25 protein-coding genes, 1 tRNA gene and 1 pseudogene are annotated in these 21,357 nt (G+C 59.2%); 10 read left to right on the forward strand and 17 right to left on the reverse strand.

Annotation, left to right across the window (positions count from 1 at the left end; all coding sequences use genetic code 11):
* Window positions 1-21 precede the first annotated feature (21 nt).
* Entirely contained in the window at window positions 22-1,266 is a 1,245-nt protein-coding gene (locus ACLBW8_RS25750) for a saccharopine dehydrogenase family protein (RefSeq protein ID WP_064452076.1), read from the forward strand.
* 200 nt (window positions 1,267-1,466) lie between these two features.
* On the opposite strand, the gene ACLBW8_RS25755 is transcribed toward ACLBW8_RS25750, so the two are convergent.
* Window positions 1,467-3,740, reverse strand: a complete 2,274-nt coding sequence (locus tag ACLBW8_RS25755) for a hypothetical protein (protein WP_447806640.1) — start codon at window positions 3,738-3,740, stop codon at window positions 1,467-1,469.
* A 51-nt stretch (window positions 3,741-3,791) separates the two neighbouring features.
* A tRNA-Lys gene (locus ACLBW8_RS25760) sits at window positions 3,792-3,866 on the reverse strand.
* A 291-nt stretch (window positions 3,867-4,157) separates the two neighbouring features.
* On the opposite strand from ACLBW8_RS25760, the gene ACLBW8_RS25765 reads away from it, so the two are divergent.
* The gene (locus tag ACLBW8_RS25765; RefSeq protein WP_221294539.1) at window positions 4,158-4,301 is read left to right on the forward strand and encodes a hypothetical protein; all 144 of its coding nucleotides are present in this window, start codon (window positions 4,158-4,160) and stop codon (window positions 4,299-4,301) included.
* Here ACLBW8_RS25765 and ACLBW8_RS25770 read toward each other — a convergent pair.
* Window positions 4,296-4,988: a M24 family metallopeptidase gene (locus tag ACLBW8_RS25770; protein ID WP_447806641.1), complete on the reverse strand. Its 693-nt coding sequence runs from the start codon at window positions 4,986-4,988 to the stop codon at window positions 4,296-4,298. The genes ACLBW8_RS25765 and ACLBW8_RS25770 overlap by 6 nt on opposite strands.
* A 367-nt stretch (window positions 4,989-5,355) precedes the next feature.
* Between ACLBW8_RS25770 and ACLBW8_RS25775 the strand changes: the two genes are divergently transcribed.
* Window positions 5,356-5,691: a DUF6124 family protein gene (locus ACLBW8_RS25775; protein ID WP_064452075.1), complete on the forward strand. Its 336-nt coding sequence runs from the start codon at window positions 5,356-5,358 to the stop codon at window positions 5,689-5,691.
* A 70-nt stretch (window positions 5,692-5,761) separates the two neighbouring features.
* Entirely contained in the window at window positions 5,762-6,265 is a 504-nt protein-coding gene (locus tag ACLBW8_RS25780) for a signal peptidase II (protein WP_447806652.1), read from the forward strand.
* Window positions 6,266-6,309: 44 nt separating this feature from the next.
* Here the strand turns inward: ACLBW8_RS25780 and glsB are convergent, their stop codons facing one another.
* Window positions 6,310-7,218 carry a glutaminase B gene (gene glsB, locus ACLBW8_RS25785; RefSeq protein WP_064452073.1) on the reverse strand — a complete coding sequence of 303 codons (909 nt, stop codon included), beginning with the start codon at window positions 7,216-7,218 and terminating at the stop codon, window positions 6,310-6,312.
* 54 nt (window positions 7,219-7,272) lie between these two features.
* Window positions 7,273-7,617, reverse strand: coding sequence for a hypothetical protein (locus ACLBW8_RS25790; RefSeq protein ID WP_447806642.1), 345 nt, complete (start codon window positions 7,615-7,617; stop codon window positions 7,273-7,275).
* A 91-nt stretch (window positions 7,618-7,708) separates the two neighbouring features.
* Here ACLBW8_RS25790 and ACLBW8_RS25795 point away from each other — a divergent pair, with 91 nt between their 5' ends.
* Window positions 7,709-8,056 (forward strand): hypothetical protein, encoded by a 348-nt coding sequence (locus ACLBW8_RS25795; protein ID WP_447806643.1) that lies wholly within the window; start codon window positions 7,709-7,711, stop codon window positions 8,054-8,056.
* A gap of 397 nt (window positions 8,057-8,453) precedes the next feature.
* On the opposite strand, the gene ACLBW8_RS25800 is transcribed toward ACLBW8_RS25795, so the two are convergent.
* A complete protein-coding gene (locus ACLBW8_RS25800; RefSeq protein ID WP_447806644.1) occupies window positions 8,454-8,864 on the reverse strand; it encodes a hypothetical protein in 411 nt (136 codons plus the stop codon).
* A 109-nt stretch (window positions 8,865-8,973) separates the two neighbouring features.
* Here ACLBW8_RS25800 and ACLBW8_RS25805 point away from each other — a divergent pair, with 109 nt between their 5' ends.
* The gene (locus tag ACLBW8_RS25805) at window positions 8,974-9,825 is read left to right on the forward strand and encodes an AraC family transcriptional regulator (protein WP_064452069.1); all 852 of its coding nucleotides are present in this window, start codon (window positions 8,974-8,976) and stop codon (window positions 9,823-9,825) included.
* Here ACLBW8_RS25805 and ACLBW8_RS25810 read toward each other — a convergent pair whose 3' ends face one another.
* Both ACLBW8_RS25810 and ACLBW8_RS25815 read right to left on the reverse strand, forming a co-directional pair.
* On the reverse strand, window positions 9,826-10,467 hold the full coding sequence (locus tag ACLBW8_RS25810) for a ribonuclease T2 family protein (RefSeq protein ID WP_407017332.1): 642 nt from the start codon (window positions 10,465-10,467) through the stop codon (window positions 9,826-9,828). It abuts the gene before it with no gap.
* An 89-nt stretch (window positions 10,468-10,556) separates the two neighbouring features.
* Entirely contained in the window at window positions 10,557-11,537 is a 981-nt protein-coding gene (locus tag ACLBW8_RS25815; protein WP_447806645.1) for a Gfo/Idh/MocA family protein, read from the reverse strand.
* A 126-nt stretch (window positions 11,538-11,663) separates the two neighbouring features.
* On the opposite strand from ACLBW8_RS25815, the gene ACLBW8_RS25820 reads away from it, so the two are divergent.
* Window positions 11,664-12,026: an NUDIX hydrolase gene (locus ACLBW8_RS25820; RefSeq protein ID WP_447806646.1), complete on the forward strand. Its 363-nt coding sequence runs from the start codon at window positions 11,664-11,666 to the stop codon at window positions 12,024-12,026.
* A gap of 302 nt (window positions 12,027-12,328) precedes the next feature.
* Here ACLBW8_RS25820 and ACLBW8_RS25825 read toward each other — a convergent pair whose 3' ends face one another.
* Genes ACLBW8_RS25825 through ACLBW8_RS25840 form a run of 4 tightly spaced genes read right to left on the reverse strand, consistent with a single transcriptional unit; the run spans window position 12,329 to window position 14,175 of the window.
* Entirely contained in the window at window positions 12,329-12,823 is a 495-nt protein-coding gene (locus ACLBW8_RS25825; protein ID WP_064452065.1) for a periplasmic heavy metal sensor, read from the reverse strand.
* Entirely contained in the window at window positions 12,820-13,251 is a 432-nt protein-coding gene (locus ACLBW8_RS25830; protein ID WP_447806647.1) for a hypothetical protein, read from the reverse strand. Before ACLBW8_RS25830 ends, ACLBW8_RS25825 begins: the two co-directional genes overlap by 4 nt.
* On the reverse strand, window positions 13,248-13,826 hold the full coding sequence (locus ACLBW8_RS25835; protein ID WP_221294532.1) for an RNA polymerase sigma factor: 579 nt from the start codon (window positions 13,824-13,826) through the stop codon (window positions 13,248-13,250). The genes ACLBW8_RS25830 and ACLBW8_RS25835 overlap by 4 nt, the downstream gene beginning before the upstream one ends.
* Window positions 13,827-13,863: 37 nt before the next feature.
* The gene (locus ACLBW8_RS25840) at window positions 13,864-14,175 is read right to left on the reverse strand and encodes a YXWGXW repeat-containing protein (RefSeq protein WP_447806648.1); all 312 of its coding nucleotides are present in this window, start codon (window positions 14,173-14,175) and stop codon (window positions 13,864-13,866) included.
* 227 nt (window positions 14,176-14,402) lie between these two features.
* Between ACLBW8_RS25840 and ACLBW8_RS25845 the strand changes: the two genes are divergently transcribed.
* Window positions 14,403-14,543, forward strand: coding sequence for a hypothetical protein (locus tag ACLBW8_RS25845; RefSeq protein ID WP_167353692.1), 141 nt, complete (start codon window positions 14,403-14,405; stop codon window positions 14,541-14,543).
* Here the strand turns inward: ACLBW8_RS25845 and ACLBW8_RS25850 are convergent.
* On the reverse strand, window positions 14,540-14,788 hold the full coding sequence (locus tag ACLBW8_RS25850; protein ID WP_262667677.1) for a DUF1652 domain-containing protein: 249 nt from the start codon (window positions 14,786-14,788) through the stop codon (window positions 14,540-14,542). The genes ACLBW8_RS25845 and ACLBW8_RS25850 overlap by 4 nt on opposite strands.
* 245 nt (window positions 14,789-15,033) lie before the next feature.
* On the opposite strand from ACLBW8_RS25850, the gene ACLBW8_RS25855 reads away from it, so the two are divergent.
* Entirely contained in the window at window positions 15,034-15,978 is a 945-nt protein-coding gene (locus ACLBW8_RS25855; RefSeq protein ID WP_447806649.1) for a sensor domain-containing diguanylate cyclase, read from the forward strand.
* Window positions 15,979-16,531: 553 nt separating this feature from the next.
* Here ACLBW8_RS25855 and ACLBW8_RS25860 read toward each other — a convergent pair.
* The 4 genes from ACLBW8_RS25860 to ACLBW8_RS25875 form a co-directional block, all read right to left on the reverse strand.
* A complete protein-coding gene (locus ACLBW8_RS25860) occupies window positions 16,532-16,978 on the reverse strand; it encodes a GNAT family N-acetyltransferase (RefSeq protein WP_262667676.1) in 447 nt (148 codons plus the stop codon).
* Between the two features lie 83 nt (window positions 16,979-17,061).
* Window positions 17,062-17,970, reverse strand: coding sequence for a helix-turn-helix transcriptional regulator (locus tag ACLBW8_RS25865; RefSeq protein WP_221294530.1), 909 nt, complete (start codon window positions 17,968-17,970; stop codon window positions 17,062-17,064).
* A 36-nt stretch (window positions 17,971-18,006) separates the two neighbouring features.
* Complete coding sequence (locus ACLBW8_RS25870; protein ID WP_447806650.1) at window positions 18,007-18,702, reverse strand: fumarylacetoacetate hydrolase family protein; 696 nt, start codon at window positions 18,700-18,702, stop codon at window positions 18,007-18,009.
* Between the two features lie 107 nt (window positions 18,703-18,809).
* A complete protein-coding gene (locus ACLBW8_RS25875; protein WP_064454919.1) occupies window positions 18,810-19,139 on the reverse strand; it encodes a hypothetical protein in 330 nt (109 codons plus the stop codon).
* A gap of 331 nt (window positions 19,140-19,470) precedes the next feature.
* On the opposite strand from ACLBW8_RS25875, the pseudogene ACLBW8_RS25880 reads away from it, so the two are divergent.
* Window positions 19,471-21,357 (forward strand): annotated as a pseudogene (locus ACLBW8_RS25880) (RHS repeat domain-containing protein); the annotation flags it as partial.

The following is a 21,357-nucleotide window of genomic DNA, read 5'->3' on the forward strand; positions in this document are numbered from 1 at the left end:
GATAAAGGAGAGATAAAGCAATTGAAAAAGAACGTTCTTATCATTGGTGCAGGAGGTGTCGCCAAGGTGGTGGCCCACAAGTGCGCGCAGCACAACGACGAACTCGGTCGTATTGCTATCGCGTCGCGCAACATCTCCAAATGCCAGGCCATCATCGACAGCGTCAAGGCCAAGGGTAGCCTCAAGGTTCCCGCCGAGATCCAAGCCTTCGCGCTGAACGCCCTGGACGTGGAAGCGACCAAGGCCCTGATCCGCGAGACTGACTCGCAGATCGTCATCAACGTAGGTTCCGCGTTCCTCAACATGTCGGTGCTGCGCGCCTGCATCGATACGGGCGTTGCGTACCTCGATACCGCCATCCACGAAGAGCCGGGCAAGGTCTGCGAGACCCCGCCGTGGTACGGCAACTACGAATGGAACCACCTGGAAGAGTGCAAACAGAAGAACATCACCGCCATCCTTGGCGTGGGCTTCGACCCGGGTGTCGTCAACGCGTATGCCGCGCTGGCGCAGCAACAGCATTTTGACCGCATTGATTCGATCGACATTCTCGACGTCAATGCCGGCAGCCATGGCAAATATTTCGCCACCAACTTCGACCCGGAAATCAACTTCCGCGAATTCACCGGGCAGGTGTGGAGCTGGCAGAACAGCCAGTGGACCAGCAACACCATGTTCGAAGTCAAACGCACCGACGACCTGCCGGTGGTCGGTTCGCAGAACCTGTACCTGACCGGCCACGATGAAGTGCACTCGCTGTCGAAAAACCTCGACGTGCCCAACGTGCGTTTCTGGATGAGCTTCGGCGAACACTACATTAACGTGTTCACCGTACTGAAAAACCTCGGCCTGCTCTCCGAAAAGCCGGTCACAACCGCCGAAGGCCTGGAAGTGGTGCCGTTGAAAGTGGTCAAGGCCGTGCTGCCCGACCCGTCTTCGCTCGCCCCTGGCTACACCGGCAAGACCTGCATCGGCGACCTGGTCAAAGGCACCAAGGACGGCCAGCCGCGTGAGATGTTCATCTACAACGTGGCGTGCCATGAAGAAGCCTTCGCTGAAACCGACAGCCAGGGCATCTCCTACACCGCTGGCGTGCCACCGGTGGCCGCTGCGCTGCTGGTTGCGCGTGGCGAGTGGGATGTAAAACACATGGCCAACGTCGAGGAGCTGCCGGCTGAGCCGTTCCTCAAGGCGCTGGACGTGATGGGGTTGCCGACTCGGATTAAAGACGAGAACGGTGACCGTGCTTGGGATGCGACTGCTTGAATAGGCGTTAGCTGACTGAACAAAAAAATGCGCCCCACGGGGCGCATTTTTTGTTTGGGCACATGAAAGTCGTCAGAACACTGGAGATCCAAATGTGGGAGCGGGCTTGCTCGCGAAAGCGGTGTATCAGTACCGAATACGTTAACTGACACCCTGCATTCGCGAGCAAGCCCGCTCCCACATTTGGGGCTCTAGCATCACTACTGCTCAACCGTCCGGCTTGAAATGACGTCCTGCGGCGCCAGCAACCAGTGCCGCGTAACAGTCCATCCCAAAAAGACCTTCGCGCCGTCCTCAGTTGCAGCGTGCTGATGCAACACTTCGCCGGCGCAAACCTTGCGCAAGCCACTCATCACCGGCAGGAATGTCTCTCGAAAAGCCACTGGCTGTGTGGCGAAACAAGCCTCGACTGACGCCATGGCATCCCTGCGCTCACCCTCATCAAGCATCGCCAGATAGAACACCATTTGACGCCAGGCATAGGCGGTATTTTTGAGCATTATCAACCGAGCATGATAGTGCTCAATCCGCACCTGCTGCCGTTTGCAAATCCACTCAAAACACACCCGAACCATGGCGCCTAATCTAGATTGCAGCAAAACTTTCAACCCAAGTTCTTCAAACAGTAACGCGAGATTCTGCGTGGTTAAAATCTGCTGTTGCTCAAGAATGGTGCCGTTGGTTGCCGGGTGCCACGTACCCAACTCAACCCCTGCACGCTTTGCACACAAGGTCGCAAAGGCATCGCTTGCCACTCGCGCACGTCGTCGCCCTCTGGTAAGAAGGCTCGCCAGTTCATCGGTATTAATGTCGTAGTAACGTGCATAAAGAGAGCCTGCCAGCACCCGGCCTGCTCGCCTGGCAGCATCGGCAAACTTATCGGAAAACTTACCCATGAAGATATCTGCAGCGACCTCCTCCACAAAGGGCAGGTCCAGTTCCGCAGTGTCCGCCAGTGCTGAAAACTCCTGGAGAAGTTTGTTAGGCAGGATGGCGTAGGGGAAGGCAGAAAGCGTCAACGCCGACGACTCAACCAGCGCTTGTTTGGCAGCTCCCGCCACCACAGCACCGGACTGGCGGTCGCCTTCAATGACGGCAACCCAAGGCAACTCACTGAGGCCAACCTGACGCTGAAGGTTCAGCAGTAATAACGAACGCCGTCGACGGAACGCGCGATAGTTAGAGGCGTATACCATTCTCAGCGCTTCATCGCGCAACCCCGAGCTACTCAGTTGCGCGGTCATCGCGGGCAACACCCGCGCGACGGTATCACCTGAAGTAATCAGCCCATGCTCAATCAATTCGCTGATCGTGCCACTCCGGCAGCGCTGAAGGCGGCGCTGGACCGCCGGTGGAATGGCAACGCCCTCGCCTTGCCCAAACGCCAATGCTTCCTCAGCGGTGATCGGCGCTGCCAAATCAGCAAAATCCGAGAGACCACCTTGCGCGGGGTACGTTGAGAGCCGACTCGCCACAATACGGGCAATGAGGTGATGCTCCGGCCCCGCCACCTGACTAAGCTGACCCGCACGCAACGCCAGGTGAGAAGCTGACCCCGGCTCGCCATGCTTGCGCACAAAATCATCAACAATTTGCCGTACGCGACCGACTTGACGTCCGCTGAGCGATTGCGCGTCGCGGGCGCATTGCCCAAGTAAAGAAAACAGTTCCCCCACGCGATCCGAAGAGCGCCTGTCGATACCGAGCCGTTTAAAATCCAGCTCTAGTTCGGCCGCCCGCTCGCGCCATCCACTCGGGTAATGACGGCACGGCCAGCCTGCATCATAGGTAAGGAGGAAATGCGAAACAGCTGAATCATAAAGCGGTAAACGCGTTTCGATCGTCTGTTTCTGCACAACGATCTGAGCCTGGGAAGGCAAGGTTGAAAGCAACTGTTTGATCTCGCCAGTGTCCACAATGTGCACCTGCGCGGCTGAAATCGGCAGTTTCGTAGAGATCGACGGGAAGAAACGCAGCCGGTCAAAGAACGGCCCAATCACGTCTATCAGCGCCCGAGCCTGCTCGGTGCGCTGCTGCCCGACCAGCCAAGCTACTGTCAGTAACGCGGCCTCTTCCGGCACATCGACCGCATAATCAAAGCGGGCTAAACGTGAGTGCAGGGCCTCAAGGCCGTCATCCGTGAGATGCCAAGCATTGATATCGAGCCGTTCAAAGCCTGGACGAATACCTGGAATAGAGGCGGCCAGTTCACGCTCATAGTCCGTCAGTTCGCCACCTGCCAACAGATTGCCAGTAGCAAAGCCGCCCGTAACGACCTCCAGCGTAACCCAGCCTGGAATCTCAGCAATCGGTGTACGCGAGCCATACTTGACGGTGCCTTGCAGCAAGTTCCCAATGACCTGCTGCCAGCGTGAGATACGTCTGCGGGCGTTAAAGCAAGCGACTGGGCCGCAATCCAAATCGTGCGCGAGCAGCGCTTTCGACAGTTGGAAGACTGCATAACCTGCGTCCATGCTAGTCACTCCCTGTGATCTGGAGGTGTGCCCAGATTGCTGTGTATGTGATGGGTCCGGAGGCTGGATTCGAACCAGCGCCCACCCGGTTAAGAGCCGAGTGTTCTACCGCTGAACTACTCCGGAACAGAGCGCGCATTGTCGAGCAACGCCTGAAAAATGTGAAGGGCCACGACCGTCATAACGCTGAAGGCAAAAAAACTCTAAAGAACTGTCAATTCTCACAGGTTACTCAATCCACTAACTGCGCTAGCTTAGCCGGTCGAGAGGTCAATCATCGATTGGCTTACCCATTCATCATGAGCGAAAGGACTCGTCCATGAGCCGGAAAAAACCGCAAACCGCAACACTTCGCCGATCAAGCCACGCGCACGCAACCGCTTAGGCATCACCGCCCACCTGCCCCGCCGGGTGTTCGTGCTGCTCATCGCACTCTGCGCCCTGGGCGCACTGCAAGAGCGCATCCGCCGCGTACGGCCGGTGTACGCCGTGCTCCTGTGCGTCGGCGTGTTCATGTTGTTATGGGCGGGCTGGATACGCTGGTTTGCGCCTGGCTCATAGCTCCCAGGCCTGCCGCTCGCTATCAAAGAAATAGATATTTTCGTGCTTGTAACCCCACCGCCCGCCCCGTTCGCGGACATGCGGTTCGAAGGTAAAACACGCCACCTCACCAAGACGCCGCTGATTGCCCGCTTCAATGTAAAGCCGCTGATCACGCCGCTCGCAGAGGCTGTGGCCAACATTGGCGGCAAAATCCAGGTTCTCGAAACCGGCCGTCTCGATCAAATCATTGGCAAATTCATACAGCGCATTGAAGGTGGTTTCAGGCCGCACAAACCGCCGCATGCGCTCATGCAATTCGCGTTCAGTCGCATGGCCACGGCTGAATTCAACACCGATCGGCACCGCCCGGCAAACGCCCTCTTCCATGTAAAACGACCGAGCACAATCGCCCCAAAGGCTGCCTGACCTTGGGCTCAGGTCCACCGTTATCAGGTTGTGGGTTCCCACCGGTTCCTCTGCAGGCCGATAGTCACGGCCAGACACGGAAAGCAGGCTGCGCGAACCGAGCAATACAAAGGCCGGGCAGTCGTAATACCAAGTGTCCGGGTAGCCGGCTTCGGTGAGTAACTGTGTGGCAATGCGGGCGATGGAGCTTTCTGTCGAGTCGGGCGTGATGCACGCGATGAGCTGCTGCAACACCTTCTTTGCTGCGGTTTGGACGACATCATTCGGCGGTTTGGGCATGGTCGGCATCTTCCTTGAGTCGGTGCAGCTTACGCGATTGCAGCATCGTTCGACGCCAGATGCTCTCGGACGTTTCCCACAGGGATTTCAGGTTGTCGGTCGGAAGTGCGCTGACTAACCTCTCGTCGTCGCTGCCAATTCAGTGACCGGACTTGACCGTCCGATTAATTAGAGGACTGCTACAGCCAGAACCTATTTCAGGCGTTTTTTTTACGCCTGAGGTATCGTGTCGCGGTAGCTGTACGCGGGATACCTTCGGGTATGCCGGATTTCCTTTGATTGCCGGTCGGTCAACCCGCGTACGGCTGCCACCCTCTTCGCTTGACCGCGAATGTTGGCAGCTCCACTTAATCTTAGGAAGTTCACCATGATTAAAGACAGCCCAAATCCCCCCGGCCATCCAGACTTCGACACCAGCACCCTGCACGAAGTGGCCTACCGCGCGATCAACCATTACCTCAACCCCGGCAAGCCCATTCCCGAACCCAGCGATGGCCTCTTCACCGTGCGTGCCGACCTGGGCACCGAAACCTTGCTGGTCAACGCATCACAAGACCTGGCGTCCATCAGCGACATTGCCAACCACCTGGCCTTCGAAATCGACGGTTCCCAACGCAATGTCGCGCTGGGCATCTGCCGAATGCTCGAAGGTGTGCAACTGCTGGTCGACAAAGCACTGAATGTAGCCCACCCGACGGCTTGAGATGGACGAGGTAGAGCGCCTGAGCTATCTTCGGGCGCTCTATCGAAAGCCCGGAACAGGAAGTTACCGCTTGAGCACGTCGCCCCTACTGCGAGGCCGCACCTTCGCCCTCCTCGCCGGCCTCGCCTTTATTGCCGTCGACCAGCTAGTCAAACTGCTGGCCCTGGTTTCGCTACCAACCAACAGTTTCAAACTCGGCTCCAACCCTATCAACCTGGTGCTGGAACTGAGCCTTAACCCCGGCGCCTTCCTCAGCCTGGGCGCGGCGCTGCCGCCGCAGGTCAAACAACTGATTTTTATCGTCGGGGTGGCCATCGTGGTTGCGTGGGCAATGGGGTGGTCGCTGTCCAACTGGAGCCAACCGCTTCGCAAGGTCCTGCCGCTTTATGCGATCGCCTTGGGCGGTATCGGCAACCTGATCGACCGGGTATTTCGGGACGGCCATGTTGTTGATTACATGGTGCTGAACGTGGGGCCGACGCATACCGGCGTGTTCAATATTGCCGATATCGCGATTACTGCCGGGGCGTTGTTCTTGATGCTCGATCTGTTCGTGAAGCCGCGCAAAGCTTAGGCATAAATGGGGATTTACGGCCACCGCCGTAAACCCCCAGGTCCTCAAAACACCGACCACCCAATCCGTTCACTCAACAACTCCAACGCCTTCATCCCCGCCAGCGAGTTGCCCGCCGCATTCAGCTCGGGCGACCACACGCACACCGTAAACTGCCCCGGCACGACCGCGACAATCCCGCCGCCGACCCCACTCTTGCCCGGCAGACCGACGCGATAAGCAAAATTGCCCGCCTCGTCATACAGCCCGCTGGTGGCCATGATCGAGTTGACTTGCTTGGTCTGACGCGCGGTCAGGATTTGCTCGCCGCTGTGGGCGCTCGTGCCTTCGTTGGCGAGGAAGCTGAATGCCTTGGCCAAATCCAGGCAGCTCATCTGCAATGCGCAATAGTTGAAATAGCTGTGCAGCACCGCGTCCACGTCGTTGTGGAAGTTGCCGAAGGACTTCATCAGGTACGCCATGGCCGCGTTGCGCGCGCCGTGTTGGGCTTCGGATTCGGCGACGACGCTGTTGACCAGAATCTGCGGGTTACCCGACAGGCGCCGCACAAAGTCGCGCATCGAGAGGATCGGCACGGCAAAGCGCGACTGGTTGATATCGCAGATCACCAAGGCACCGGCGTTGATAAACGGGTTGCGTGGGCGGCCGCGTTCGAATTCCAGCTGCACCATGGAATTGAACGGTTGCCCCGAAGGCTCGTGGCCCAAGCGTTCCCAGATGGTTTCGCCGCCGTGGTCGATGGCCTGCACCAGGCTGAACACCTTGGAGATACTCTGCACCGAGAACAGGGTGTCGGCATCACCGGCGCAGTAGGCGGAGCCGTCGTTGCCATACACGGCAATGCCGAGTTGATTGGCGGGCACATCGGCCAGCGCGGGGATGTAGTCGGCGACTTTGCCCTGGCCGATCAGTGGACGAACTTCGTCGAGGATCGACTCGAGCAGTGCCTGCATGTTTTGTCCGGTCATGTTTCTTTGAATCAGTGATAGCGGGGCGCGGAGGATACTTCAATGCGCCCGAAAGCCCCACACTATCTCCACCACCCGCTCGGCAATCACCAGGTAAACCAGGATCAGCAACAGCTGCAACGCCAGGTGATAACGCAGCTTGGCGAGCCGGCGAATGCCGTCGCTGATGTTCAATAACATCAACACGGCCGACAGGATAATCAGGCCCCAGCCGGCCACGCTGGAGGCGAACATCCCAACAAATAACTCACGTTGCCCGAGCAACGTATTGGTCCCCGCCGCAAACAGCAGCGCGCACACCAGCAGGTTCTTCACGTTGTCGAAGATCTGCGTGCTCAAGTCGTTTTCCAGCCAGCTCAAATAGCGTTTCCATAACGTTTGCATGCGTCAGTTCCGGGTAGGGTTTGCTCGTCAATCAAAGTAGCTTAATAGCCCGTACACTGCACCGCTGCGCTGACTCCTTGAGGACTTTTGCATGAAGTTGATGATTGGCCTGACCGCCCTGCTGCTGGTATCGGCTTGCACGACAACCGCTCACACCCGGCCACCCGCACAGGACGCCACCGCCTCTACCTGCCTGGCGGGCGGTGGCGCAATGAAGCAAGTCGGCAAGTTGCAGCGCTGGACGTGCATCACGCCCTACAAAGACGCGGGCAAGGCGTGCACCGACTCAAGCCAGTGCGAGGGTGAGTGCCAGACCAGCGTGACCACGCACGCCGGCAACGGGCCTGTCACGGGCGCCTGCCAGATGGATAACAGTCACTTCGGCTGCTCGGCAACGGTCGAGAAAGGCCAACTGGGCCGGGCGATTTGCGTGGACTGATGCGCGCCACTTGGCCCTGTGGGAGCTGGCTTGCCTGCGATGGGGCCGTGTCAGCCGCCATCGAGGTGGCTGACCTACCGCTATCGCAGGCAAGCCAGCTCCCACAAGGTTTGTGCGGTGCAGCTTAGAAATGCGCCACATCCGATAGCATCACGCCATACAGAGACAGGGGCGAGGCGTGTACGGGCGCCTGCCAGATGGATAACAGTCACTTCGGCTGCTCGGCAACGGTCGAGAAAGGCCGACTGGGCCGGGCGATTTGCGTGGACTAATGCGCATCACTTAACCCCTGTGGGAGCTGGCTTGCCTGCGATGGGGCCGTGTCAGCCACCATCGAGGTGGCTGACCTACCGCTATCGCAGGCAAGCCAGCTCCCACAAGGTTTGTGCGGTGCAGCTTAGAAATGCGCCACATCCGACACCTGTTCATCCAGCACATCCCGCGCCAGCGCCCAGGCGCGGTCCCTGGACTCTACCACCAGCAATGGGTAGCCCCAGGCCTTGCCGAACGTAACGGCAAACGGCTTGAGTGCCAGGCGCTTGGCCGCGCTCGGCTCGACCTGGATCATGCCTTTGACATACGTGCGCAAAGCCTGTTTGTTTTTCTTCATCCAGAGCGAGGCCTGTTTGCGCTCTTCGTGGGAGTGTTCATGGTTGCTTTCGTCGACGGCTTTTTCGTGCAGCAGTACGAACGATTGCTCGCGTGCCAGCAGGCGTTCAAAAATCACGAATGTGTCATCCGGGCCGCCTTCGTTGGGGGCGTCAAACACGATTTTCACCACAGGGAACGTCGAACTGTCGAGTCGCATGGCAGAGCTCCTAAATGAGAGTGGATCTCACTATAGAGTTCATCCCCCTGGACGGCATTGCATAAAATAGCCAATATATTTCGCAATTCAGCCAAGCAGCGAACCCGCCATGCAACGCCATCGCCTTGATCAGCACGACCCTGCCAGGGCCAGAGACGCCGACGTGATCCCGCGCGCGGTCGTGGCGGTGGGCGCTACCAGCACGTCCGAGAGTTGGGAACATGCCGCGCACGCTCATCGCAAGGGCCAGTTGATCTACACGCTGCGCGGGGTCATTCATTGCCAGATCGAGGCCGGTATCTGGATCGTGCCGCCGCAGTGCGCGCTGTGGATTCCCGGTGGTCTGTCGCATGCCGCGCGGGGCTCCGGGGAGGCGGAAGTGTATTGCCTGTTGATCGATCCGGATGCCGCCGGCGCCCTGCCCGCGCAGTGCTGCACCCTGGCGGTGTCCGGCTTGTTGCATGAGCTGATCAGCAAAGCGGTCAGCTTCCCGCACTTGTATGAAGAAGACAGTGCGCAGGGGCGCCTGATCAGCACGCTGCTGGACGAACTGGCGCAGGCCCCGGTCGAAGCCCTGCACCTGCCCATGCCCCGGGACCTGCGGCTGCGGCGCCTGGCCGACAGCCTGCTGGCCGCCCCGGCAGACAAAGCCACGCTCGGCCAGTGGGCCGTGCGCATTGGCATGAGCGAGCGCAGCATGACGCGCCTGCTGTTGGAGGAGTTAGGCTTGAGTTTCGGGCGCTGGCGCCGGCAGTTGCATGTGATCCTGTCACTGCAACGCCTGGCCAAGGGTGAAAGTGTGCAGCGGGTGGCGCTGGACCTGGGTTATGAGAACGCCAGCGGCTTTATCACGATGTTCCGCAAAACGGTGGGCCAGCCGCCGGCACGTTACCTGGCGGATCGGGCCGGGGCGTCGAGCGCAACGGCGCCTGCGGCCATCGCATTGCACCCCGGTACGTGATCAACGCTGAACCGGAATCCGAATGTCCCCACCCTTGCACTGGGTCTTCACACTCTTTGGGCAGCCGGCGAAGCGCAGTTCTTTGCTCAGGCACACCCGCACTTCGGACAACACCTTGCCCTTGCAGATGACGGCCATGCCATGGTCGCCCATGGCCGGGTTGCTCTGGCGGAACAGGCTTTCAATCGCCTGCGCATCCAGGTAATTCGGCACGTTGAACGGCTGCAATTGCTGCGGAATCTGCACCGCTGCCAGGGCCGTATCGGTCGCGTCCAGATAGCGCGAAGCCTCCAGCCCGCTGCAGGTGCCGTGCTTGGACCACTCATGCTTGAGCAGGGCCTGTGTCGGGAAGATCAACGCCCCTTTGGCCAACTCATCGGCCGACAACCGCGATTGCGCATCACACGACGCCGGCCAACCACCTTTGGCGTACTGCGGCCACAGCCCATGCAGTACAAACCCATAGCCTTTGCCCGAGCATTGCTCGTTACCCGGGTGCGTCAGGCAGAACGTTGGTGACCATGATAATGACAGCACATAAAAATCAAAATCCCCTGCCGGCCGTTGCTCCCGTGGTGCCGCTTGCGTCGCCATACTGGCCAGCACCAGCCCCAGCGCCATTAAGGCTGCCTTGTAGTTCATCAATCCATTCCTTGAAAAAGTAAGCGACTAGTGTGGGTCCTGGCCAGTCCCAACCGACAGTCGCAAAAGCAACGCCCGCCATAGGAAAATCAATCAGGACGGCGCGGATTGCGTAGCAATACTTTATCCAGAATTCGATCCGTCTTCAGCGCCTCGATCGCCAGTGAAGGATGCTCGGCTTCCCCACGAATGTGCGCGTTCATGGCCTGCACGTGATGCCATTGGATATGTTCATGGCAAGGCACTTCCAACACTTCGTCAACCTCACCTTCAAGACGCAACGGCTCGTCCTCGAACACCGCAAACGTGATGCGGCCAGCGCTGCCGATCAGCTCCACCCGGTCTTCGCGGCGATCCGCGACAAAGTTCCAGCAGCCCATGCCCAGCGCGCCCGAACTGAAGGTCCAGCAGGCCGTCACCGCATCCTCAGCCGCATACTGCCCCGCTTGTCGTGCAGTAAAACCGGTGACTTCGACGATATCGCCCGCCAGGTACTGGAACAGGTCAAACCCATGGCTGGCGAGGTCGGCAAAGTAGCCGCCGCCGGCGATGGCCGGGTCGGTACGCCAATTGGCGGGGCTGGCGTCGGCGGGCGCCGGCGGCTTGCACAGCGACCAGGTCACATGGCGCAACTCACCGATGCGCCCGTCCCGCAGCCAGTCGCGCACTTGCTGAAAGCGTGGCAGCGAACGGCGGTAGTAGGACACAAACAAGTGCAGCCCGGCGCGCTCGAAGGTGCGCTGCATCAACGCGCTTTGCTCTGCGTTGATGGCCATGGGCTTCTCGACGCAGCAATGCTTGCCCGCCGCAGCCACCATCAGGCTGTATTCAAGGTGGCTGTCGGGTGGGGTGGCGATGTACACCGCGTCGACTTCAGGGTCGTCAATCAGTGCCTGGGCGTCGGTATAGAAACGGGCAATGCCGTGGCGTGCCGCATAATCGCGCACAGCGGGTTCGCGGCGCCCCATCACGGCCACCAGCGCAGAACCTGGCACTTTGTAGAAGGCGGGTCCACTCTTTAACTCAGTGACACTGCCACAGCCAATCATGCCCCAACGTACGGTATTCATCAGTTGTCCTCGTCCGTTTTATCAAGGGGGAAGTATCCACATCACCACCCGTGCGCGCCACCGCCGATTAGCATGACAATTGCATTACACTTTCATGACAGTCATTCAACCAGGAAGGTGTAGACCTTGAAAATACGTGCAACCGTCATTTGCAAACATGAGGAGAGCATCCTCTTCGTGCGCAAGGCCAGGTCAAAATGGGCGTTGCCGGGCGGCAAGGTCGAGCGTGACGAGCGCCCGGTCGGGGCAGCCGCACGCGAGCTGCAAGAAGAAACCGGGTTGAACGTGGACGGCCTGCTGTACTTGCAGGAATTGAAAGCCCGCGACACGGTGCATCATGTGTTCGAAGCCTCGGTGGTGAACATCGCCGACGCGCACCCACGCAACGAGATCATTGATTGCCGGTGGCACGCTTATAGCGCCATGGACGAGCTGGACACCACCGACGCCACCCGGCACATCGTCAAATCCTTCCTGCGTCGCCTCTGACTCCCCGCCTCACCCCGCCCTCCGTTTTCTGCCGTTCGACAAAGGATTTGACGAACGCGGCATCGGCTGTGCGTCTTGCCTCGGCCATCCAACCGCTTTAATCCGCTGATTGTCGTGCGCACGGGTCTGCACCGGACGTCACGAATGTTGGGGATTTCGGTGTTGCATCAAGTGGGTATGGCGAGGTTGCAGGTGGACAGTGCGCTTAGATCGCAAAGACCGAGTCGCCTGCATCGCAGGCAAGCCAGCTCCCACAGCTGACCGGGCCTGATTCAGGAGCCAGGTCGTCACCTGCATACAGATCAAGAACGCGGTTTATTCCCCGCGACCTGGGGGAGTTTCTCCTTGGTTTTGCCCTGCCCGCGCTGGTACAGCGCCTCGACCAGTTTTTGCCGCTCGTCCTGGGGCAAGTTGCTTGCGAACTGCGCCAGTGTGGCATCCACCAGCGCCCTGAGCGCGACATCCGCTTCGCGGGCCTTGGCCAGTTCGGCCACCAGTACATCGTGGTCCAGCGTCGGCGCTTCGAGTTGTTTGATCACACCCAGGCGCGCTTCGCGACCGGCCATGATCAGCGGTTGGCTGTCAGCACGGTTATGCCGCAGCAGTTGGCGCAACTCTTTGCGGCGCTCTGCCGGCAACTTGATCATCGCCTGGCGTAGGCCGTGCTGGTTGACCACCGCTTCGGCGGGCTTGGCAGTGGCCATCCAGTGATACAGGCCGCCACCTACACCGCCGATCAGGAACACGTTGAGCAACACCGAGACGACCAGCCAGGGTTTAAGGGATTTTACGGTCATTGCTCGGTTTCCTCGGCGTTGACAGTGAAGACGACGTCGGCATCGCCCTGATCGAAGACACTGGGCAGCACTTCGGATGACAACATGGGCAATGGCACACTCAACGACGCCACCAGCACCCCGGCGGCGATACCTGCAATCCCCACACCGACCAGGCCGGCGGGCGATAACCAGTTGGCATAGCGCGACCAGAAAGAGGCGCGTCGCGGGGCGGACTGGCGAATCTGCCGTGCCAGTGCCGGATCTGCGAATGCCAGTTGATGGTTGTCCAACTGCCCATCCAGCCAGCCCGCCTCGCACAACGCCTCGCGCGCGCTGGCGTTACCGCTGTCGAGCAAGGCCTGGGCCGCGGCCTGTTCAGCGATGGGCCAGCGGTGCAGGCTGGCTCCATAGGCATCAGCCAAGTGCGTAAATCGTTCAGGTGTCATGATTTTCCCCTTCCTGGGCGGGCAAGCCCGGGTGTGTCGGCAAGTTGGCTGCGCAACTGGCGGCGGGCCCTCGACAGCAGGCTCTCCAGTGCCTCGACGCTGATATTCATCAGAGCCGCGGCGTCGATGTTCGACAGCTCCTGATAGTACTGCAGCACAATGGCTTCGCGCTGGCGCTCGGGTAACCTGGCCAATGCAGCGGCCATTCGGGCACTGCGGTCGGCTGTTTCCAACTGTTCATCCGGGGACGGCGCGCTGTCCGCCAGCGTCAGCACCTCCTCCTCGTTCAACGGGCGTTCCTTGCGCCGGCGCAGGCGGTCATGGCACAGGTTGAGCGCCACCCGGTGCAGCCAGGTGTCAAAACGCGCTTCGCCGGCGCGCCAGTTGGCCGCCTGGCGCCAGATCCGCAGAAAACTTTCCTGGGCGACGTCCTTGGCTTCGTCGGCATCCCCCAGGATCCGACTGGCGAGCGCCAGCAAACGCGGCAACTTGCGCGTTACCATTTCGTTGACGGCGGCAGGCTCGTTGTTGCTGATACGCGCCAGTAGCTCAACGTCCGGATCAGTGTCTTTCAATCGGGTAACTCTCGGTCCGCAGGCTAAGTATCAAATTTCAGCGGACCCAATGGCCTTCGCGCCAATACCAGTTCGGGCCACGGGATTCCCAGTGCCCAGGCTCCCAGCGGGCATTGCGCATCACTGGCTGCCAATGGCCCGGCACCCATGCATAGGCACCGCGCTCCCATTTCCAGTGGCCACGGTCCCAAGCATAGCCCGGGCGTTCGGCAGGGATCACTTCAACCCGTTCTGCCGGAGGCGCCTGGCGGATGATCACTTCGGTCTGGGCAAAGGTCGGGGTACTGACAAGCGCGGCAAAGGCCAACGGGATCAACAGGGCATAGCGCAATTTGGCCAGTGTTCTCATGGCAACTCCTCCATATGGCGAACGAAAATGCTCGCTGCTGATGAGTTGAACGGCGTACGCCGAAAAATCCGTCGCACGTCGCGCAGCTTTTTTTCAAGGCCTAGATTGAAAGGAGTATTGCTCAGGGGATGAGGGGGCTTGATGAAATGTGTGCAGGCATCGCGACGGATTTGCGCAGGTGGCGGCGTTCAAGAGGTAACGCAGAACACACAATGAGGAAAAATATCATGTCCCGTCGACTCTATATGCTGGTTGCCGCCCTGTTGATCGTTAGCCTCAGCGGCTGCGTGATCCTGCCGGAACACCGGCATTGCTGCTGGCGCTACTACGGCGCAGTGTCCACGCCCACCAGCACCGTCAACAGCTAGCCCACCGCAGCAAAGCCACGGCGCCCGGCCTTGATCTCGGTGCGCAATTCGCCAATCAGGTTTGAGATGGAACGGATGCTGTCCAGGCCTTTGGGCGACACCCGGGTCAGCAGCAAGTCGACACGACCGGACGCCGGCTCGAACACGCTGATGCGCAGCGAGCCGTCGCTGTTGAGACTGCAATCACAGGAAAGCGGGAGGAAGCCCACGGCCATGATGCGGTTGAGTTCGATGATCGAAATCATGCTGAGCCCCCGTCCCTGGGTTCTACCCTGTTGGTGTGATGCACCCAGCATAGATAAGGTTTTGCCTGCTACTGAACAATTAATTCAAAAGTGATACCTGTGCCGCATTTTGCCCCGTAAATGCTGGTGCGCTGACGCCAGAAACCCAGCACACGACCTCTCGTCCGTCACTTTGGCGAAGGCTTGACTCGCGGCGTGGTTCAAAAGACGCTCTTGGCTTTTCGCCATCACTCGAGCAGCCCGCCATGAGCATCAATCCACCGAGCCAGCCTGATAGTGACGTGTACAGGACGCTGCTGGAGTCGACCAAGGCCATCCCCTGGCGCATTGACTGGCAGACCATGACCTTCAGCTATATCGGACCGCAGATCGAAACGTTGTTGGGCTGGACCCCGCAAAGTTGGGTCAGCGTGGATGACTGGGTAGAACGGATGCACCCGGACGACCGCGAATACGTGGTGAATTTCTGCGTGTCGCAATCACGCGCCGGCGTGGACCATGAAGCCGATTACCGCGCGCTGACGGTGAACGGCGACTATGTGTGGATTCGCGACGTGGTGCACGTGGTGCGCAAGGACGATGAAGTCCAGGCATTGATTGGCTTTATGTTCGATATCAGCGAGCGCAAGAAGACCGAAGAACACCTGATCCGCCTGCAAAAACAACTGGAGGAGTATTCTTTTCAGGACGGCCTCACCGGCATCGCCAACCGCCGGATGTTCGACACCGTACTCGAACGGGAATGGGCCAACGCGCAGCGAAGCCAGCTGCCGTTGTCGTTGATCATTCTCGATATTGATTTTTTCAAGCAGTACAACGACCACTACGGCCATCTCAAGGGCGATGAATGCCTGCGCCAGGTGGCTCGTACCTTGTCGCTGGCGGCCAACCGGCCAAGGGATTTCATCGCACGTATCGGCGGCGAGGAGTTTGTGTGGTTGCTGCCGGAGACCGACGCGGCATCAGCCAGGCAGGTGGCCCGACGCTGCCTGCATCTGATCTGCCAGCAGCAGATCGAGCACGAATTTTCAGCGGTTTCCAAGTTACTGACGCTGAGCCTGGGAGTCGGCACCCATGTCGTTACACCGAACAGCGCGATGCTGGGGTTTGTCGAATCCGTCGACAAGTTGCTGTACCAGGCCAAACGTAATGGACGGATGCGGGCGGAGTTTGCCGATATTGAAACTTGACGTCGAAGTCAAACTCCGGGCAAAAAAAATCCCAAGTAGCTGATGGAAACTTGGGATTTAAAAATGCATAAACCGTGGGAGGTGAACGCCCGGCAATACTACCGACTGGATAAACCTGTCACAAGATTATTTTAATCCTTTCGTCGGATTAAAAGCGTCGTAAGTCATTCAATAACCACACAATTTTCAGGGTGTCGAAAACTAAAAGTGCCACTTTTTGGTGCAATTAAGCGTTATAACCCTAACGACTTCTCGGCTGTATTTCCGCTATTAAAATGGGGTTATTGCCTACAACGGCGCGACACTGTCGGAATACCGCTGTCTTAATTGTTTGCAGGCTTCGGGCGACTCAAAGCCTGCGGGCGATGCCGCGCGAGCAACGTTTTCTATTCGTTGGCAGAGGGCCAGGCGCTCTGCTGCCTCTTGCCGATCACGGTCTACCTGGGCGTTAAACCGTATAAAACAGACGCCGAGCAGCACCGCCACGCACAGAACCCCGATCGAAAAATAGCGAAAGCTGTTGGCCGGAGAGGGTTCTGGTAGGTTCATTGCTTTAAGGCGCCCTGCTCTTTTCATAACGGACATCGTCGCCATCGACCTGTCCCACCTTCGACCAACCCAGTCGTTGGTAAAACCCATTGGCCCTTATCTCATCACGTCCATCCGTGACCAGAAACAACCTGTCGTGGCGTTCGAACAACGCGGCTTCAGCCACCGCCATCAGTCGGCGGCCCAAGCCACGGCCCTCGTAGGCAGGGTGCACGAACATCGCAAACACCTCGCCTTCGGCCAGGTCGACCATGGAAAACGCGGCGGGTTGGCCATTCACGTGCGCGACCCAAACACACGGCGCTTCGCGGATACTGTCTGCCAACACCTGCGGCGTAATGCCAAGGTCGGCCAGCTGTGCACGACTCAAGTGGTTTTGCAGCACCGCGGTGCGGATGGCAAACAAGCTGTCGATATCCGCAAGCGTCGCCAATCGTACGAGGTTTTCCATGAACGCCTCCTCCCCTACAACATGCGATTGTATGCAAATAGAAACATATACATTGTGGTGGATTTGTAAGAGAAAGCGCGCGACTACAAGGATTCTGTCTGCTGCCGACGGCGAAACTGCCCTGGGGTCAAGCCGTGGGCCTTACGAAAACACCGGGAGAAGTACGCTTGATCCGTAAACCCGCAGCGCTGGGCGATCACACCGATCATTTGCGCGCTGTTGAGCAATAAGGTGCGCGCCAACTGCATGCGACGGTCAAGCACCCATTGGGAAAAGGGTTTGCCGGTTTCTTTGCGTAGCAGATGAGTGAGGTAGTTGGGCGACAGGAACGCAGCGGCCGCCGCGTCGGTCAGGTTGAGCGTCGGTTCGTGCAGATGCTCGCGAATATAGCCCTGCAGCCTTGCCAGGGCGTCTTTGCGACCGCGCCGCGTGGCGTTATTGGCGGCAAATGCCTGCAAGGGTTCGGCGTACTGTTCGCAGACGAGGCCGACCAGTTGGAATAGATAGCCTTTTAGTCGCTCACGGGCGCCGAACGTGCGATGGGCGTCCAGGGTGCGCATATGCGCGAGCCAGGTTTTCACTTCGTCGAAGGCCGCATCGTCGAGAATGAAATCCAGTTGCTCCTGAAAGCGAAACGGCGACAACTCCGGCGCTTGGCCGATGGGGATGTCCTCCAAATCCAACGGATCGCAGGTCAATTGCGGCAGGAAAAACGCCTGGCTGAAGTTGATCAGCATGAACTCGCCGTCTTGCGGGTGGGGAATCACATGCAGGCGATGGGGCAGGATAAACGCCAGGGCTTTGTGCGGAAACGGTCGCACCGCGCCGCCGATATGTTGCACGGTGTCGCCGCCCAGGTTGATCTGGATCTGGAAGTACTCATGCCGATGCGGGCTGGTCAGCGCCGCCCGCCCGCGTTTATCGCGGATATAGAAGTCGGGGCGGTCGCTGCGTTGCTCCATGCCATAGGTGGTGACGCGGGTGCCTGGCATAACAGTCTCTCGGGTGGCCTGGGCACCACTTTAGCCTCAACCTTGGCCGAGGGTGAAACTCAACTCGCCAACGCCGTCGATGCCGGCGGTGACCACATCCCCCGGCTGCAACGCGCCGACGCCCGCCGGGGTGCCGGTAAAGATCAGGTCACCGGCCTTGAGTGCTACCGATTTGGAGGCGTGGCTGATTACTTCACTGACCGACCAAATCTGATCGGCCAGGTCGCCGAGCTGGCGCTGCTCACCATTGACCTTGAGCCAGATTTTGCCGCTCGACGGGTGCCCTACCGCACTCACAGGCTGCAACGCGGTACTGGGCGCCGACTCATCGAAAGCCTTGGCCCATTCCCACGGGCGGGAGAGCTTTTTCGCCTGGGCCTGCAGGTCTCGGCGAGTCAGGTCAATGCCGACGCCATAACCCCATATATGCGAAAAAGCCTGTTCCGGGCTGATATCCACCCCGTCTTTGCCGATGGCCACCACCATTTCCACTTCGTGGTGCAGGTCAGCGGTCAACGGCGGGTAAGCAATCACCCCTTTGGCCGGCACTACCGTATCCGCCGGCTTCATGAAGAAAAACGGCGGCTCGCGATCCGGGTCATGCCCCATTTCGCGGGCGTGCTCGCTGTAGTTGCGGCCTACGCAGAAGACGCGACGCAGCGGGAAACGCGCGTCGCTGCCTTGTATGGCCAGGGATGGGGTTGGCGCGGGGGTGAATACGTAATCAGTCATGGCCTGTGCCTCTTGGTTTACCTGGCGCCAGTATGGCGAGGCACGCCAGGGCAAAGTTGGACAGGTTTACGCAAATTTTGCACTGGCCAGTGCAAATCGCCGGTGGATCATTTGCGCGCCACTTTGTAACGCAGGCAATCCTGATAAAAACTCTGACGAATCACCTCAGGTTTGAGACGTGAAGGGCTGTCATAAGTCTGCTCGGTGATGCCCATCGCCATCATGCGCATCCACGATTTGCTGAACTTGATGGTCTGGATCTTCTGCCGCGCGGCATACAGCGACACGCCCGACAGTTTGAGTTCCTGAGCCCTGGCGGCGGTGCCTGCGCCCCAGCTGCACATGTACTTGTCACCTTCGCGCAGCTCCCGTGCCTGCACGGCAGCCGCGCCGCCGGCCAGGGAGCAGGCGATCAGCATCATTCCAACAGTGCGCATTTGCATCCCCACCTAACCACCTGAAAATAAAAGCGATTCTGGCGAGAATTTTGTTACAAAGGGGCCATTAAATTGCCTTATCGACGACTTATCGCTCCTGCTAGGTCGCACTCGCGCGGTTATCCAAGTAGGCATAGGCCGCCGTGGTGTCGAGGTTGTCGTCAAGGCTGACGCAATGAGCTGAATCGCTTTTTTGTGTAGGCCTTCGGGTTAGTTTTTTGCGGTTTTTACCCGCTTAAAGTCATCTATTTCTGATTTTTCCAACCACTCGTCCAGCCGCTTTTTCCTGCAGCAGACTCCGACGCCTTGCCATCTTGCCGAGACGTCACGGATGACCAACGCTGCCCACATTGCCTTTATCGAACATGAACTGAATGGCTTTCATCAGAGCCTGGCGGAGTATCGCCAGCAGATGGGGGCCTGGTATGCGCGGGCATTGGATTCGCTCAGCCACGCAACGGATATGCCGTCGTTGCTGGGGATGGATCGGGTGCTGAGGGCGGGGGATTCGCAACAATCAGTCAGTATTTCCGATACGCGTTTTTCCACCGTCGCCCGCTGCCCGGCGGGCGGTGTGCTGAAGATCGAAAGCACGTTCGAGTCGGTGTACGACGTGCCGATCGGCGACATCCCGGTTGAGGTTATTCGACTGGATGACGGCAGTTCCACCGTGATCATGCTGGATGAACACGGCAAAGGCTCACACACCTGCGTGGCAGGCGGGCGATATGAGGTGCGGGTGCAGGGCGGCGTTTCTGCGCACTAGGTGGACGCGTTGTTTGCGTCCTACGCCGGGCTGACGGCGGACCTGGAGCAATGGCTGCGCGAGCAATGGAAAGACTTCAAACCCTATTGGCAGCAATCGACCGCCAGCGCGATTGGCAGCGGCGTGCTGGCGGGCAGTTGGGCGGCGATCCGGGACGTGTGGGACAGCATCAAGCTGGTGCAGGCGATTCTTGAAGACCCGTTGAAATACGTCGAGCAGCTCGGCACCGAGGCCGCCAAGTTGGCGCAGGTGGCCACCGATGCGCCCAAGGTCATGGAACAGGCGATGTTGCTGGCCAGTGATGAGGCGGCGCTGTACCTGATAGTGCGCACGGCCATGCTGTGGCTGGACGCGCTGCCGCCGGGCGAGATAGCCGAGGTGGCGGCCGGGTTTGTGGTGTCGTTGTTGATTGACCTGGTGATTGGCGCGGTGTTGATGATCGCGCTGCCGGCGGCGGGAGTGGCGTATCTGAGTGTACGGTTGGTCAAGTATGGCGCACAGATTCTTGAAGCCGCCGTTGGTTTTGTCAGGAGCCTGCTCACGATTCTGACCAGGTTTATGCAGGCGGTGGATCGCTACAAGGCGGTGGCGGTTCGCGGCGTGGTCGGCGGGCTCAAGCAAGGCACGATGCAGATGCGCTGGCGGGCGCGGCAGAACGCGGTTCTCAAGCAGAAAGAGTCGGTTAATGATGTGCCTGCGTCGGCTAAAAACCCGAACGGGGATGCGGCGGCGGCTGCGGATAAGACGGCTACTAATGGATGCCCGGTGTCGATGGTGACCGGGGAGGAATTGTTGACCCTCATCGATGGCACCTTGGATGGGGTTTTGCCGTTTGAGTGGACGCGGCTGTATCGCACCAGTGCGGTGGAAGTGGATTGCGGGTTGGGGTTTGGCTGGAGTCATGCGCTGGCGCAGCGGTTGGTGGTGGATGGCGATTCGGTGGTGTGGACGGATCATGAGAACCGGTCGACTGCCCTGCCCTTGCCTACGGTGGCTCGGCCGGCGATTACCAACAGCTTGGCCGAAGCCGCGATTTACTTGGGTGCTTTACCCGATGAGTTAGTGCTGGCTCAGGCGTCGCGTTTCTACCATTTCCGCGACGGTGTGCTGACGGCCATCAGCGATACGTATGACAACCGGCTGCGCATCAGCCGTGATCGTTTGGGGCGAATCGAACGACTGGATAACGGTGCGGGTCGCTCGCTGTTTTTGCGCTATGCGTTTGGCCGCATCGTGGCGGTGGACTATCAGGTTCATCGCGCCAAAGGGCATGAACCCTTTGAATGGGTGACTGAACAGAACGTCGTTTCCTACGCCTATGACGAAGTTGGACGGTTGGTTTCAGCGACCAACGCTGTCGGTGAAAGCGAGGTTTATCGGTACGACGATCAGCACGTCATTCTTGAGCGACAGTTGGCCGGTGGGGCAAGTTTCTTTTGGGCGTGGGAACGG

The sequence above is a fragment of the Pseudomonas sp. M5A4_2d genome (assembly GCF_053345295.1).